At 74.8% G+C, this 15011-nt stretch carries 11 protein-coding genes and 5 tRNA genes; 6 read left to right on the top strand and 10 right to left on the bottom strand.

All coding sequences use genetic code 11. The features are described from left to right. Positions 1-128 precede the first annotated feature (128 nt). From C9F11_RS08150 to C9F11_RS08170, 5 genes are all read left to right on the top strand, one after another. Positions 129-201 (top strand) — tRNA-Gly (locus tag C9F11_RS08150). A 40-nt stretch (positions 202-241) separates the two neighbouring features. Continuing rightward, positions 242-315, top strand: a tRNA-Cys gene (locus C9F11_RS08155). Position 316: 1 nt separating this feature from the next. Next, positions 317-388 (top strand) — tRNA-Val (locus C9F11_RS08160). A gap of 52 nt (positions 389-440) precedes the next feature. After that, positions 441-512: transfer RNA gene (locus C9F11_RS08165), tRNA-Val, on the top strand. 43 nt (positions 513-555) lie between these two features. After that, a tRNA-Val gene (locus C9F11_RS08170) sits at positions 556-630 on the top strand. A 120-nt stretch (positions 631-750) separates the two neighbouring features. On the opposite strand, the gene C9F11_RS08175 is transcribed toward C9F11_RS08170, so the two are convergent. The 4 genes from C9F11_RS08175 to C9F11_RS08190 form a co-directional block, all read right to left on the bottom strand. Further along, the gene (locus C9F11_RS08175) at positions 751-1053 is read right to left on the bottom strand and encodes a zf-TFIIB domain-containing protein (protein WP_138958613.1); all 303 of its coding nucleotides are present in this window, start codon (positions 1051-1053) and stop codon (positions 751-753) included. 69 nt (positions 1054-1122) lie between these two features. Further along, complete coding sequence (locus C9F11_RS08180; RefSeq protein ID WP_249402150.1) at positions 1123-2058, bottom strand: aminoglycoside phosphotransferase family protein; 936 nt, start codon at positions 2056-2058, stop codon at positions 1123-1125. A 434-nt stretch (positions 2059-2492) separates the two neighbouring features. After that, positions 2493-2696, bottom strand: a complete 204-nt coding sequence (locus C9F11_RS08185) for a hypothetical protein (protein WP_138958615.1) — start codon at positions 2694-2696, stop codon at positions 2493-2495. 259 nt (positions 2697-2955) lie between these two features. Continuing rightward, on the bottom strand, positions 2956-3186 hold the full coding sequence (locus C9F11_RS08190) for a hypothetical protein (protein ID WP_138958616.1): 231 nt from the start codon (positions 3184-3186) through the stop codon (positions 2956-2958). A 196-nt stretch (positions 3187-3382) separates the two neighbouring features. Here C9F11_RS08190 and C9F11_RS08195 point away from each other — a divergent pair, with 196 nt between their 5' ends. Then, positions 3383-4708: a serine/threonine-protein kinase gene (locus C9F11_RS08195; RefSeq protein ID WP_171076065.1), complete on the top strand. Its 1326-nt coding sequence runs from the start codon at positions 3383-3385 to the stop codon at positions 4706-4708. Between the two features lie 57 nt (positions 4709-4765). Here C9F11_RS08195 and C9F11_RS08200 read toward each other — a convergent pair whose 3' ends face one another. The 6 genes from C9F11_RS08200 to C9F11_RS08225 all read right to left on the bottom strand — a co-directional run bounded on the left by C9F11_RS08200 (position 4766) and on the right by C9F11_RS08225 (position 15010). Continuing rightward, positions 4766-5593: an RNA methyltransferase gene (locus C9F11_RS08200; RefSeq protein ID WP_138958618.1), complete on the bottom strand. Its 828-nt coding sequence runs from the start codon at positions 5591-5593 to the stop codon at positions 4766-4768. 70 nt (positions 5594-5663) lie between these two features. Continuing rightward, positions 5664-6986 (bottom strand): uroporphyrinogen-III C-methyltransferase, encoded by a 1323-nt coding sequence (gene cobA / locus C9F11_RS08205; protein WP_138958619.1) that lies wholly within the window; start codon positions 6984-6986, stop codon positions 5664-5666. Positions 6987-7146: 160 nt separating this feature from the next. After that, positions 7147-11493, bottom strand: coding sequence for a nicotinate-nucleotide--dimethylbenzimidazole phosphoribosyltransferase (cobT, locus tag C9F11_RS08210; protein ID WP_138958620.1), 4347 nt, complete (start codon positions 11491-11493; stop codon positions 7147-7149). 313 nt (positions 11494-11806) lie between these two features. Next, positions 11807-13018 carry a precorrin-6y C5,15-methyltransferase (decarboxylating) subunit CbiE gene (cbiE, locus tag C9F11_RS08215; protein WP_138958621.1) on the bottom strand — a complete coding sequence of 404 codons (1212 nt, stop codon included), beginning with the start codon at positions 13016-13018 and terminating at the stop codon, positions 11807-11809. Between the two features lie 342 nt (positions 13019-13360). Next, the gene (locus tag C9F11_RS08220) at positions 13361-14008 is read right to left on the bottom strand and encodes a GNAT family N-acetyltransferase (RefSeq protein ID WP_249401641.1); all 648 of its coding nucleotides are present in this window, start codon (positions 14006-14008) and stop codon (positions 13361-13363) included. A 174-nt stretch (positions 14009-14182) separates the two neighbouring features. Continuing rightward, entirely contained in the window at positions 14183-15010 is an 828-nt protein-coding gene (locus C9F11_RS08225; protein WP_138958623.1) for a MetQ/NlpA family ABC transporter substrate-binding protein, read from the bottom strand. Position 15011 lies beyond the last annotated feature (1 nt).

A 15011-nucleotide genomic window follows, 5' to 3' on the forward strand; every position in this document is an offset into this window, starting at 1 on the left:
CGGCGCCCCGGACGCGGGTGACCAGGGCGGCAGCGCAGCACGCTGCGCAAACGCGTTTTTGTACTGGCCCAGGAATCCGCTAGAGTTCAACACGTCGCCGGGACGCGCAAGCGGACCGGGAAAGACAAGCGGACGTAGCTCAGTTGGTAGAGCGCAACCTTGCCAAGGTTGAGGTCGCCAGTTCGAACCTGGTCGTCCGCTCGCAGGAACGCGGGGGATCTTCCCGAAACCCCGTACTCCTGGTGGAGTGGCCGAGAGGCGAGGCAACGGCCTGCAAAGCCGTCTACACGGGTTCAAATCCCGTCTCCACCTCCAAGGACGATTAGCTCAGCGGGAGAGCGCTTCCCTGACACGGAAGAGGTCACTGGTTCAATCCCAGTATCGTCCACTGGAATCTCTGATCATGAGGCCCCCGGGTCTTCGATCACCGAGGTTTCCCCGCGCGATTAGCTCAGCGGGAGAGCGCTTCCCTGACACGGAAGAGGTCACTGGTTCAATCCCAGTATCGCGCACGCAGCACCTACCACCTGCGGGTATACACTCGCTGATGGTCCCGCGCGATTAGCTCAGCGGGAGAGCGCTTCCCTGACACGGAAGAGGTCACTGGTTCAATCCCAGTATCGCGCACCACCTCCACGAAGCCCCCGGCCGTTCCCCGGCCGGGGGCTTCGTCGTGCGTGCGCCTCGGGGTGGACGGCGGCGCTCCCGCCCGGCGCCGGCCCCGTCGGCCCGCGCCGGGCGAGGCCGGGATCAGGAGGAGAACAGCATGTGGCCGAAGCTCTTGTGCCGCTTGTGACCGTGGTGGCCGTGGTGCTCGTGGTGGCCGCCGTGGTGCGGGGTGCCCCAGGCGGGGGCGGGCGCGGCCGGGTAGCCCTGGGGCGTGCCGGGCGGCACGGGCGGGGCCTGGTGGCCGCTCCACTGGCCCTCAAGGCGCGTCAGGGCCTCCAGCTCGCCGTAGTCGAGGAATATCCCGCGGCAGCCGCTGCACTGCTCGATCTGAACGCCGTTGCGGTTGTACGTGTGCATCGCTGCGTGGCACTTGGGACAGTGCATGGGCGGCTCAACTCCTAGCCGGTCGTGACAGGTTCGCCGGATGTCTGCCCGGCTTCGGTGCGTTGCACCCTACTTCGGGCCGATCGGCGCCGGATCGGGAGGGAGGGCGGCCATCCGGCGGCAGGCGTCGACGACGTCCCGCTCCACCTCGTCCAGGTCACGGCCCCCCGCCCGCGCCTTGGTGATCGCGAGCGCGGCCGTCTGCACGGTCAGCGCGCGGGCCGGGACGTCGAGCACGGGCCACGGGTCGCCGTCGGCGGGGACGGCCGGGCCGCCCGCCGCGCGGTAGGCGTCCAGGAACCGCGTCCACTCCCCCGTGCCGAGCAGGCCGCAGGCGTACCAGGCGGCCGGGCGCGCCAGGTCCCAGGCCGGGTCGCCGAGGCCCAGGTCGTCGATGTCGATCAGCAGCCAGCGGCCGTCGGGCGCGCGGACGAGCTGGCCGAGGTGCAGATCGCCGTGGCACAGCGACGGCGGGCCCGGCGGCGGGGCCTCGGCCCGTGCCCAGGGGGGCAGGGCCGCCCAGGCGCCCTCGACGGCGGGGGCGCCCGGGTGCGGGGCCTGTGCGGTGGCCGCGCGCAGACGGGCGACGGCCCGGGCCGCCTTCTCCGGGCCCCGCATGCGGGGCAGGCCGGACGGCAGCCGGGCGGGCGGGGTGCGGTGCAGCCGGGCCAGGAGGGTCGCGACCGCCTCCCAGGGGGCGGCGTCCGGGTCTTCCCGGTCGACGGGCGTGCCGTGCGGCCAGAGCGTGACCAGGCGGCCCTCCAGGAGCGCGGGGCGCGGGTCCAGCGGGGCCAGCAGGGTGTCCGCGAGGGCGGGGAGGGCCGCGGTGGCCAGGCGGGCGGCCAGGGGGCGCTCGGGGGTACCGGGGGCGTGGGCCTTGGCCACGGTGTCGGCGTGCCGGACGACGGTGGCGTCGGGGCGGTCGGCCAGGACGGCGGCGGGCGGGGCGCAGGGGCAGGCGTGCCGGGCGGGGGCGTGGGCCCGTCGCTCGGCGTGGCCTGCCAGGGCGGGGAGGAGGGTCACGGAGGTCCTGGGAGGGTGCGGGTGTGCCGTGAGCGTACGGGGTGGGGCCGCGCGGGCGTGCCCCCGGTCCCGCCCCGCCCTCACGCCGTGGCCAGGGGGCTGCCCCCACCGGGCCCGCCCTGCGGCTCGTATCGACGCTGGTACTGCGCTCGTACGACGCTCGTACGGCGGGGAGGGAAGACCTCGCGCGCTGGGCGGCGAGGGCTCACGTGGGGTGGGGCGAGGAAGCACGCGGCGCGCAGACCGGAGAGAGAGGGCCGTGGAGATCAGGCCGTGGAAAAACCAGGGGAGAAAAGAACAGCCCGCGCAGCTCCCCAGCTGCGCGGGCTGTGTGCCGTCCGCCGCACCCCCGTCCCCACGGGGTTTCATGGCCGGATGTCCCCGCCCGGACCGCTCTTCCGGGCCTGGGGCGCCGCTCAGCGCCCCAGCATCTCGCCCACGGACGACGCTTGTGTGAGCACTGCCTCCCAGCCGCCGAAGGCGACGATCAGCAGCGCTGCCAGGGGGAGGACCATGAGCGTGGCCACCAGCGGGTGGCGCGTTCCGGAAGGCCGGACGCCCAGGGTGGAGAGCCTGCGTCCCCGTGTGCGGATCATGGTCCGCGGCGCGGTGTCCGCCATGGCCGCTCTCCCTTCCTGACTTTGTTGTTGTGCATGGAGGTTCATGGGCAGCGGCGGGTGTCTGACCTCGGGGGACGAGTGCTGCACCCGCCGCTTGACCTCAAATTTAGGCGTGTGGGGCGCGCCGCACGTCATGCCCTCGTATCGATTGGCGGGCCTCCCGGAGGATGACCGCTCGTCACACAAGTACTCCCGTGGGTGGAGATGGAGACCTAGGTCCGTCCTAGGACTCAGGGTCTTCCCTGAAGGGACGTCCGATTCACTCGGAGCTGTCCTCTCTCGGGACGGGCTGCTCGACCAGGGCCAGGACGCGGGTCGCCATGAACCGCGCGGTGCGCACGACGGAGCCGCTGCGGGTGACTTCGCTCACTTCGACCACTCCCCTGCGGACGGCGGTCTCCACACGGCGGCCCGCCCTGCTCGCCACCACTTCGTACGTACGCGTCGTGTCCCCGGCGTCCACGACTATCTCCACACGATCACCCTTCACGGGATCAATCCCCCTTCGACGGTGGGTGGTTGGGGGTGCGGGTGGCGGCGATGAGCCCTGGGCGCGCGCCACCTGACCACTTTTCAAGTTTCGCACCGGGCACTGACAATCGATCGGCCCGTGAGGGCGCGGCCTCTGCACGGCCCGGGCCGTGGAAACGTAAGCTGTGGCTCGTCAGACGGACCGGGCAGCGGGGATGAACATGGCGATGATGCGCCTGAGGCGCGAGGACCCGCGTGTCGTCGGCTCGTTCAGGCTGCACAGGCGGCTGGGCGCCGGCGGGATGGGTGTCGTCTATCTGGGCTCCGACCGTCGCGGGCAGCGTGTGGCGCTGAAGGTGATCCGGCCCGACCTGGCCGAGGACCAGGAGTTCCGTTCGCGCTTCGCGCGGGAGGTCTCGGCCGCCCGGCGCATCCGCGGCGGGTGCACCGCCCGGCTCGTCGCCGCCGATCTGGAGGCCGACCGGCCCTGGTTCGCCACGCAGTACGTGCCCGGTCCCTCGCTGCACGACAAGGTCGCCGCCGAAGGGCCGCTGTCCGCCGCCGAGGTCGCCGTCGTCGGCTCCGCGCTCTCCGAGGGGCTCGTCGCCGTGCACGAGGCCGGTGTGGTGCACCGGGACCTCAAGCCGTCGAACATCCTGCTGTCCCCGAAGGGGCCGCGGATCATCGACTTCGGGATCGCCTGGGCCACCGGCGCCTCGACCCTGACGCACGTCGGCACGGCCGTCGGCTCGCCCGGCTTCCTGGCGCCCGAGCAGGTGCGCGGCGCCGCGGTCACGCCCGCCACGGACGTCTTCGTGCTCGGGGCGACCCTCGCGTACGCGTCGATGGCGGACTCGCCCTTCGGGCACGGCAGTTCCGAGGTCATGCTCTACCGGGTCGTCCACGAGGAGGCCCAGCTGCGCGGCGTGCCGGACGCGCTCGCGCCGCTGCTGCGGGCCTGTCTGGCCAAGGACCCGGAGGAACGTCCCAGCACGCTCCAACTGTCGCTGCGGCTCAAGGAGATCGCGGCCCGCGAGGCGCAGGGCCTCAGCGACGTGCGGCCGCCCGCGCCGCGCCAGGAGCAGCACGAGCGCCCGACGGGCCGCCTCGCCGCCGAGTACGCCGACCAGCGCACGCAGCGCCGCCCGGCGCCGGGCACTCCCCCGCCGCGCACCGGCCCGTCCCGGACGGGTGGCTTCCGCGACGGCGATCCGCGGACGGGCGGCTCGAAGACCGGTGGTGCGCGGACCGGCGGCTCGCGGCCGTCCGCGCCGCGCGGCACCCGGGGCTCCACCGGCAGCAGGCCGGGACCGCGCAGCGGCACCGGGCGGCAGGGGCCGCGCACCACCGGCACGCGGCTGCGGCCCGCCAACCCCCGGCTGCTGCGGCAGCGGCTCTTCGTGTTCGTGGTGGTGACGCTGCTCGTGGCCCTGGGCATCGCGGCCGCGCAGGGGTGCCAGGGGCCCACGCGCGGGCTCGGTGACGTGCGCCAGGAGCAGGGCGTCAGCGACGTACGCCAGCCGCACGGCAGCGGTTCGTGACCGCCGGGGCCGCGGGCCCCCGGCTCTGACGCTCCGGTCCGGGGGCCCGTCGGCGGGTCAGGACGCGGGGCGGCCCGTCGCCACGGCGTAGAAGGCCACCGCGGCCGCCGCGCCCACGTTCAGCGAGTCGACGCCGTGCGCCATCGGGATGCGCACCCATTCGTCGGCGGCGACCAGGGCCTGCCGGGACAGGCCCTCGCCCTCCGCGCCGAGCATCAGCGCGACGCGCTCCATGCGGTGGGGGGCGACCTCGTCGAGGGTCTTGGCCTTCTCGTCGGGGGTCAGGGCGAGCAGGTCGTAACCCGCTTCGCGCACCCCTTCCAGGCCCTTGGGCCAGGAGTCCAGACGGGCGTACGGCACGGAGAAGACCGCGCCCATGGAGACCTTCACGGAACGGCGGTAGAGGGGGTCGGCGCAGTCCGGGGAGAGCAGGACGGCGTCCATGCCGAGGGCGGCGGCCGAGCGGAAGATCGCGCCGATGTTCGTGTGGTCGTTCACGGTCTCCATCACCACCACGCGGCGGTGGGTCCGCAGGAGTTCCCCGGCCGTGGGCAGCGGCTTGCGCTGCATGGAGGCGAGGGCGCCGCGGTGCACGTGGTAGCCGGTGACCCGCTCGGCGAGCTCGGGGCTGACCGCGTAGACCGGGGCGGGCACCTCGTCGATGACGTCGCGCATGACGTCGACCCACTTGGCGGAGAGCAGCATCGACCGCATCTCGTAGCCCGCGAGCTTGGCGCGCCGGATCACCTTCTCGCCCTCGGCGATGAACAGGCCCTCGGCGGGCTCGCGCTTGCGGCGCAGCTCGACGTCGGTCAGGCCGGTGTAGTCGCGCAGGCGCGGGTCGTCCGGGTCCTCGATGGTTTCGATGCTGCTGAGATCGGCCACAGGGTGATACTGCCTTGTCCAGGGAGTGGTGCCAACGGCTGCGGGAGTGTTCCGTTACCGATGGTTACGGTTACGGGTTCCGGGGCTCGTGGTGGGGGGTTTCGCGGCCTGCTTCGGCGTCCGCCGTTCCGGTGGCGGCCACGGCCACCACGTCGCCGACGACGATGACCGCCGGGGGCTTCACCTCGTGGGTGCGCACCGCGTCGGCGACCGTCGCCAGGGTGGCGTCGACGCGGCGCTGGGCGGCCGTCGTGCCCTCCTGGATGAGGGCGACGGGGGTGTCGGCGGGCTTGCCGTGGGCGGTCAGGGCCTCGGCGATCTTGCCGATCTTGTCGACGCCCATGAGGATGACGAGGGTGCCGCGCAGCTTGGCCAGGGCGGGCCAGTCGACGAGGGAGCGCTCGTCGTCGGGGGCCACGTGCCCGCTGACCACGGTGAACTCATGGGCCACACCCCGGTGCGTGACCGGGATGCCCGCGGCGCTCGGCACCGAGATCGAGCTGGAGATGCCGGGGACCACCGTGCAGGGGATGCCCGCTGCGGCCAGGGCCTGGAGCTCCTCCATGCCGCGGCCGAAGACGTAGGGGTCGCCGCCCTTGAGGCGGACCACGGTCCTGCCCTGCTTGGCGTGCTCGATCAGGGCGTTGTTGATGGCCTCCTGGGCCATGAAGCGGCCGTACGGGATCTTCGCCGCGTCGATCACCTCGACGTGCGGGGGCAGCTCGGCGAGCAGGTCGCGCGGGCCCAGGCGGTCGGCGATGACCACGTCCGCCTCGGCCAGGAGCCTACGGCCGCGGACCGTGATCAGGTCCGGGTCGCCGGGGCCGCCGCCGACGAGGGAGACGGCGCCGGTGGGCGGGGTCCCGCCGGTGGGGGCGGAGCCGTGGGCGCGGGCCTGGGCGCGGTGGTGCGGGGCCACGAGGGTGCCGTCGCGCAGGCCCTCCACCACGGCGTCGCGGATGGCGGCGGTGTGGCGGGGGTCGCGTTCCTTGGCGTCCGTGGTGAGGACGGCGACGGTCACGCCCGCGCTGTGGCCGGTGGCCGGGGTCCAGGCGGTGGCCTCGTCGGCGTCGTCGGAGCGGACGCACCAGACGCGGTTCCGCTCCCCCTCGGCCGAGGCCCGGGTGTTGGCCTCGGGGTCGCTGGTGGAGATCAGGGCGTACCAGGCGCCGGTGAGGTCGCCCTCCTCGTACCTGCGCCGGTGCCAGGTGATCTCGCCTCCGGTCGCCATCGCCTCCACCGACGGGGTGGCGGACGGCGAGACGAGGTGGACGTCCGCGCCCGCCGCGATGAGGGCGGGGAGACGGCGCTGGGCCACCTGCCCCGCGCCGAGGACCACGACGCGGCGGCCGGTGAGGCGGAGGCCTACGGGGTAGGCGGGGTGTACGGCCATGGCGGTGCGGCTCCTCGTCGGGGCAGGAGGGTGGGCGCTACTGCTCTGGAGCGGCCCTGACGTGCGGATTTTAGAGGTGGCTTCAGCGTACGGCGGGGGCGGGGCAGGGGCGGGGCGGGCGCCGGGGCCTCCCCGTCGCCCGCTCCGCCCCGGTGCCGCGCTACTTCTCCGTCACGCCCGCCGAGTCGAACGTGGCCACCTCGTGCATCGCCCGTGCCGCGCTCTGGACGATCGGCAGGGCCAGGAGGGCACCGGTGCCCTCGCCCAGGCGGAGGTCCAGGTCCACCAGGGGGCGCAGGCCGAGCTTGTTCAGGGCGGCCACGTGGCCGGGCTCGGCGCTGCGGTGGCCCGCGATGCAGGCGGCGAGGACCTCGGGGGCGATGGCCCGGGCCACCAGGGCGGCCGCGCCCGCGCTGACGCCGTCCAGGATCACCGGGGTGCGCAGGGAGGCGCCGCCGAGGAGCAGGCCGACCATCGCCGCGTGCTCCAGGCCGCCGATGGCCGCGAGGACGCCGATGGGGTCGGCCGGGTCCGGCTGGTGCAGTTCCAGGGCGCGGCGGACGACCTCCACCTTGCGGGCGTGCATCTCGTCGTTGATGCCGGTGCCCCGGCCGGTGACCTCAAGGGGGTCCAGGTCCGTGTAGACGGAGATCAGGGCCGCGGACGCGGTGGTGTTGGCGATGCCCATCTCGCCGGTCAGGAGGGCCTTGTTGCCCGCCGCGACCAGGTCGCGGGCCGTCTCGATGCCGACCTCGACGGCGGCCTTGACCTCGTCGCGGGTCAGGGCCGGGCCCGTGGTCATGTCGGCCGTGCCGGGCCTGATCTTGCGCGGCAGCAGGCCGGGGGTGGCCGGGAGCTCGCTGGCCACGCCGACGTCGATGACGCAGACCTCGGCGCCGACCTGGGTGGCGAAGGCGTTGCAGACCGCGCCGCCGCCCAGGAAGTTGGCGACCATCTGCCCGGTCACCTCCTGCGGCCAGGCCGTGACGCCCTGGGCGTGCACGCCGTGGTCGCCCGCGAAGATCGCGACGGCGGCCGGCTCCGGGATCGGCGGCGGGCACATCCGGGACAGGCCGGACAGCTGCGCGGAGATGATCTCCAGCATGCCCAGCGCCCCCGCGGGCTTGGTCATGCGTTTCTGGCGCTCCCAGGCCTCGCCGAGCGCCTTGGCGTCCAGCGGGCGAATGTTGCCGACGGTCTCGGCGAGCAGGTCGTGCGGGTCCTCGCCGGGCAGCGCGCGGCGGCCGTACGTCTCCTCGTGGACGACCCACGACAGCGGGCGGCGCTTCGACCAGCCCGCCTGCATCAGCTCGGGCTCCTCGGGGAACTCGTCGACGTAGCCGACGCAGAGGTAGGCCACGACCTCCAGGTGCTCCGGCAGGCCCAGGGTGCGGACCATCTCGCGCTCGTCGAAGAAGCTGACCCAGCCGACGCCGAGGCCCTCCGCGCGGGCCGCGAGCCACAGGTTCTCCACCGCGAGCGCGGAGGAGTACGGGGCCATCTGCGGCTGGGTGTGGCGGCCCAGGGTGTGGCGGCCGCCGCGGGTGGGGTCGGCGGTGACGACGATGTTCACCGGGGTGTCGAGGATGGCCTCGATCTTCAGTTCCTTGAACTGCTTGGCGCGGCCCTTGGGCAGCGACTTCGCGTAGGCCTCGCGCTGGCGCTGGGCCAGTTCGTGCATGGTCCTGCGGGTCTCGGCGGAGCGGATGACCACGAAGTCCCAGGGCTGGGAGTGGCCCACGGAGGGCGCGGTGTGGGCCGCCTCCAGGACGCGGAGCAGCACCTCGTGCGGGATGGGGTCGCCGCGGAAGCCGTTGCGGATGTCGCGGCGCTCGCGCATCACGCGCAGGACGGCCTCGCGCTCGGCGTCGGCGTAGCCCGGGGCGGGCGGGTCGAGCGGGGTCACGGGCTCGGCCGGTGCCGCGGCGTCGGCCGGGAGGGGCTCGGCGAGGTCGGAGGCGTCCTGGACCAGCGGGGTGCCCAGGTCCTCGGGGCCCTCCGGGGCGTCGACGAGGTGCTCGGGCAGGCCGGTGGCTTCCCCGGGGCCCGTGGGGGCGGCGAGGTCGGGTGCCGGGGGCCCGTCGGCCGGGGCGGCGGGGTCGGTCGGTTCGGCCGGGTGAGGTGCGTGCATCGGCTCGTCGGGGTCGGTCGTCTCCTGGGCGGGCGGCAGCTGGCCGTCCGCCACGGCGACGGGTGCGGGTGCCGCGGTGGCGGCGGGAGCGGCGGTGGGCCGGTCGCCGTCGCGGGGTGCGGGCACGGTGGGTACGGGCTGCTCCCCGGGCTCGGCGTGCGCCCCGGTGACGGGGGCGGCCTCGGGGGCGGCGGCCTCGGGGACGGGCCACTCCTGCGGCACGGCCTCCTCGGCGTCCGGCAGCTGGGCCGCCGGTACGGGAGCGGGGGACGCGGTGGCGTCCGGTGCGGCCCCCCGGGGCGCGGCGCCCGGGGCCGGGGCGGCGGGCGGCTCCTGCGCGACCGCCTCGTCGGGCTGCTGCGGAGCGAAGTACTCCGGAGGCACGGCGAGCGGTCGCGGGGGCGTCGGCGCCAGGTGCGGGGTGGTCGGCACCGAGCCCTCGACCGGCACGAACTGGCCCAGCGGCGGGGGCACTTGGGCGTCCTGGCCGGGGACGGCCGGGGGCAGCTGCGCGCCTGCCTCGGGCCACGGCTGGGCGGCGTCGGGGGCCTGCGGGGTGACGGCGGCGGCCTCGGGCTGCGCGGCCGCCGGGCCCGGGGACTGCGCGTCGGCGAACGGGACCGGGGCGCCCTGGTCGTCGACGACGGGCAGTGCGTGCGGCACCGGGACGCCCGGCGCGACCCGGACGGTGACGGCTTCGGAGGCGTCGGGCACGCCGTCGGCGACCGGTCCCTCGACGCCGTCCGTGCCCACTGCGGCTGCGCCGGTGGCCTCGCCCGGGGCGTCCGCGGCGTCCTGGCCGGATGCCGCCGCTGCGGGGTCGGGGACGGCGGAATGCGCCGGCGCGTCCGCGCCGGGGGCGTGCGGAACGGCTGCGTCCGGGGGGCCGGGAGCGTCCGGGGCATCGGAGGCGAGGGCAGCGGTTTCGGCGCCTTCCGCCTGCGCGGGGCCCACGATGTGCGCCGACGGCGTCTCCTGCGCGCCCTCGGGCGCCACCGCGTCACCGGCCGCGCCCGATGCCTCGACCGGCTCAGGGACGGCGTCGGCGGCGGACGGCTGGTCGGACACGGGCGTGTTCTCGGGTGCGGGGGTGGCGTCTGTGACGACAGCGGTGTCCGTGCCGTCGGAGGCCTCGGTCACCGCGGAAGCGCTTGAGGCGTCCGTGACGTTGGCGGTGGCCGCGTCCGGGACGTGCGAGGCGTCTGCGATGTCTGTGGCGTGCGAGGTGCTCGGGGCGTCCGTGCTGTCCGTGGCATTCGGGATGCCCGGGGTGCTCGTGGCGTCGGTGCCGTCCGAGGAGTCCGTGACCACCAGGGCCATCGGGGCCCCCGGGGCTGCGGGGGCCATCGAGGCCGGAGAGGCGGTGGGGACAGCCGGGTCACCCGGAGCCCCCGGGGCCTCGGTGACGGCTGGGACGACCGTTTCTGCAGGCGCCCCCTGGGAGTTCTGCGCCGGTACGACCGGGGCCTGCTGGGGCTCCGCGCCCCAGGGCATCGCGCCCTGCGGCGGGATCTCGCCGAGCTGCGGTCCTGGCAGGGCGCCGGTGTCCTCGCGCGGGACGTCCAGGTACTCGGGACCGCTGGTGGGCGGGCCCGGCCGACGTACCGGCACGGCGTTCGGACCGCTGCCCGCGGGGCCTCGGTCGGCGAGCGAGAGCACGGGCCTCGCGGCGCCGTCGGGGACGGCGGGCGCGGCCGGGCCGCGGTGCAGCGGGCGGCGGGAGGTCCCGTGGTGCGAGGCCGGGGTGTGCGCGGGGCCCGAGGGCAGCGGGACGCCGGTCAGGTCGACGGAGCCGCTGTCACGGCCCGCCGTCTCGTGCGGTCCGGGCTGGTGCGCGGCCTGCTCCTGGGCGAAGGGGGCCGGGGCCGCGACGGGCTGCGCCTGGACTGCCTGAACTGCCTGCATCGGGACCTGCGCCTGGTCGGCCTGGGCCTGACCCGCCGGTACCTGCTCCGCCTTGGCCTGATCGACCGCCCCGAGCTGCGCGGCCTGCCCGACGGGCACCGCGACCGCGGCCGCCTGGCCGAACGCCGCGGGGGCGCCCTGTGCCTGCGCGAACTGCGCCGACACCGCGCCCGGCTGGGCGGGCACGCCCGGCGCGCCGCCCTGCGGCACTCCCTGCGGCACTCCCTGCGGCGCCGGCTGGGGCGCGCCCTGGGATCCGGTCGGCGGCTGCTGCGCGATGCCCGGCTGCGCGGCCTGCGCCTCGCTCCACGCGCCCTGGGCACCCGGCATCAGCAGCAGGTCGTCGTCCTCGGCGGGGTGCTCGGAGGGATCGAGGAAGGCGAAGGGGCCCGGCGCGGGGACGCCCGACTGCTCCACCATGCCTGCGCTCTCCGGCAGCCCCTCGCCCGGGACCTGGCCGGTGTCGGTCATGCGTACCCCTCGCCCATCGGTTAGTCCTTCTGTGACCGCCCGTCATCCACAACGAGCTCGCGAGCCGCGCGGCAACGCGCCGCGTTCGGACCACAAGGCATTGTCGCGGTTGCTCCGCCACCGCGGCAGCGTGATCGGCCACGGTCCGCTGTGGACTGCGCCACGTCGCGCGTCCAGCGGTCCCGCCGTACCACACGCACCCCCCAAAACGGGCGAGCTTTCCGGACATTGAGCAAGGAATCGCCGGACACCCGGGTGCGGTACAACGATCGGCCAGCCTACCGCGCACGGCGCGGTAGGAGGGCCGCCAGGGTCACGCGGTGCGGTCGAGGAGCAGCCCGGAGAGCAGGAAGACGACGCTCCGCTTCCGCTCCGTCCAGGCGCGGGTGTCGAGTTCGACGGACTGCAGGAGGGCGCACTCGACGGCGTATCCGTGCTCCGACAGGTTCCGGCCGAGGAGTTCGGCGGCGTCGCGGGTGGGGGCGTGGGTGACGATGCGCTCCGGGCGCCGGTCGGCGGCGGCGGACACCACGGCCGCTCCCCCGCCCCCGACGCGTACGACGTCGGGCTCGGGGAGGCTTTCGAGGACGTGCGGGGCGGTGCCGTGCACGACGTGGGCCGGCACCCCGAAGCGGCGCGCGACGGCCGTGGCCCGGGCGCAGGCGTCCGGGTCGCGGTCCACCGCGATGACGGCGGCGCCGAACCGCGCGGCCTCGGCGGCGAACGCGCCGCTGCCGCAGCCGATGTCCCAGACCAGGTCGCCCACGCGGGGGCCGAGGCGGGCGAGTTGGGCGGCGCGGATGCGGTCGGTCTCGCCCTCGCCGAGCTCGTGCTCACCGCCGTACGCGGCGGCGGGCAGGGCCCAGCCGCGCGGGTCCGTACCGGGGTCGCGGCCCGCGATCCAGCCGCTGTCGTGGGCGACGTGGCCGCCCATGACGATGACGACGTTGGGGTCGCGCCAGGTGTGGTCGGCCGCCTTGTCGGAGGTGACGACGGAGACCCGCTCCCGCGCGGTGCCGAGCTCCTCGCAGACGACGAAGGTGCGGTGGACGCCTTCGAGGAGCAGCCCGAGCTCCGCGGGTCCGGCGCCGGGCGAGGTGAGCACGGCGACCTTGCAGTGCGCGCGGCAGACGTTCACGGCGCGGCGCAGCGTGCGCCGGTGGGCGACCACGACCTGGGCGTCGTCCCAGGGCATGCCGGCGCGGGCGAAGGCCTGGGCGACGGCGGAGACGGCGGGGACGACCTCGACCTCCAGGCCGAACTCCGGGGCGCGCAGGGTGCGGACGACGCCGAAGAAGCCGGGGTCGCCGTCCGCGAGGACGACCGCCGTGCCGCGGTGGGCGGCGATGCGGCGGGCGGCGAGGCCGACGCTGCCGAGGCGGACGCGCTCGGCGGTCGGGGGGACCTCGGGGAGTGCGAGGTGGTGGGCGGCGCCCGCCACGAGTGTCGCGGCGCCAAGGGCGGAGCGTGCCGCGGTGGTCAGTGGCGAGCCGTCCCAGCCGATCACCGTGACCCGGTCGGCCATCGTCGTCTGTCTCCTGGGATCGCGGGTCGTCGGATGGGAGGCCGATGGGTGCGGCCCGGTGGGAGCGTACCTGGTGGTGCGCCACCGGGGACGCCGGTCGGGCACGCACTGCCCGCCGCCGCCGACGCCGAAGCGATGTCGAGCCCGTCCGGCGCTTGAGGACGAGGCCGCAGGCCGATGGGTGCGACCCGGCTGGTGCGCCACCAGGGGGCACTGGTCGAGTGCGCGCTGCCTGCCACCGAGCGGCGGATCGCCGACGACGGTGCCGAAGCCAGATCCAGCCCGTCCGGCGCTTGAGGACGAGGCCGCAGGCCGATGCCCCCGCCCACGCCGCCCGAGGCGCTAGTTCCAGTCGGAGAACGCCGTCAGATGTTCCGGGGCGCCTTCCAGGTCCTCCGGCAGGAGGCTCCACACGATGAGGTCGGTGCGCAGGTCGATCCAGCCGCCGAGGGGGTCGCCGCCGTTTCTGATCCGCGCTATCCAGGCGCCGCGCAGGACGCCCTCGCTGATGCAGCCGATCTTCTGCGCGACCTGCTGCGCGGCGGTGTTGTCGGCGGCGGTGCGCAGCTCGATGCGCTCGAACTTCTGGTCGTGGAAGAGCCACTGGGCGGTGGCGAGCGCGGCCTCGGACGCGTAGCCCTCGCCGCGGGCCCAGGGCGCGGTCACGTAGTTGAGCTCGGTGGAGCGCACCCGCCAGTCCGTGCGGCGCAGCTGGACGGTGCCCACCAGGCGCTGGGTGAGGAACTCGGTGACGGCGAGGGAGATGCCGTGCCCCGCGGCCCGCTCGGCCGGGGCGAGCTCGGTGATCCAGGCGTGCGCGTCCGCCTCGGTGTACGGCTGGGGCGCGGCGGTCCAGGCGGTGACGAGCTCGTCGTTCATCATCTCCGCGTACGCGGGGACGTCGGCCTCGTCGAGAGGGCGCAGCACAAGGCGCTCCGTGCTGATGGAGATGTCGGGAAAACCCGAGGAGCCCCTGGAGGCTGTAGTCATGCGCCGCTCCGTAACCTTCATGGGCCTGTCGCTCCGTGAACCTTCGTGGCCCTGGGGGGCCTTCAGGCCTGCTGAAGTGTTCAGCATGCAGCATGCTGACGGCTCGTCGCACCACGGGGTCCGCTCCGCGTCGCGAAGCGGACCCCGTGGGTGCGGCGCCGGTGCCGACGCGTGTCAGCCCGTCGTGACGGGCAGCACCGACCCCTTGTACTTGTCCTCGATGAACTTCTTCACCTCGGGCGACTTCAGGAGCTCGGCGAGCTTCCTGACCTTCGGGTCGTCCTCGTGGCCCTTCTTCACCGCGAGGACGTTGTTGTACGGGTTGTCCTTCACCGACTCCAGGAGGATGGCGTCCTTCTTGGGGCTCAGGCCCGCCTCGAGCGCGAAGTTGTTGTTGATGACGGCCGCGTCGACGTCCTTCAGGGAGCGCGGCAGCTGCGCGGGCTCCAACGGCTTGATCGTGAGCTTCTTCGGGTTGGCCGCGATGTCCTCGGGGGTGGCGTTCGCGCCCGCGTCCTTCTTGAGCTCGATCACGCCCTTGGAGGCGAGCAGCTGGAGCGCCCGGCCTTCGTTGGTGGTGTCGTTCGGGACGGCGACGACGGCTCCGGAGCGGAGCCGGGTGACGTCGTCGAGGTCCTTGCCGCCGTCGGCGTACACGCCCATCGGCGGCAGGTAGACCTCGGTCACCGGCACCAGGTCCGCCTTCTTGGAGGCGTTGAAGTCCTTCAAGTAGGGGGTGTGCTGGTAGAGGTTGGCGTCGAGGGAGCCCTCCTGGAGGGCGGTGTTCGGCGCGACGTAGTCGGTGAACTCGCGGATCTGGAGGTCGAGGCCCGCCTTCTCCGCCAGGTTCTGCTGGATGTACTCCAGGACCTCACCGGCCGGGGTCGGGGTGGCCCCGACGACGAGCTTGTCGCCGTCGGAGCCGGAACCCGAGCCGCAGGCGGTCAGGCCGAGCGCCAGGGCCAGGGCCCCGGCCGCCACGGCTGTGCCCGGCGTCCGCATG

The organism is Streptomyces sp. YIM 121038 (assembly GCF_006088715.1).
Lineage (GTDB): Bacteria > Actinomycetota > Actinomycetes > Streptomycetales > Streptomycetaceae > Streptomyces.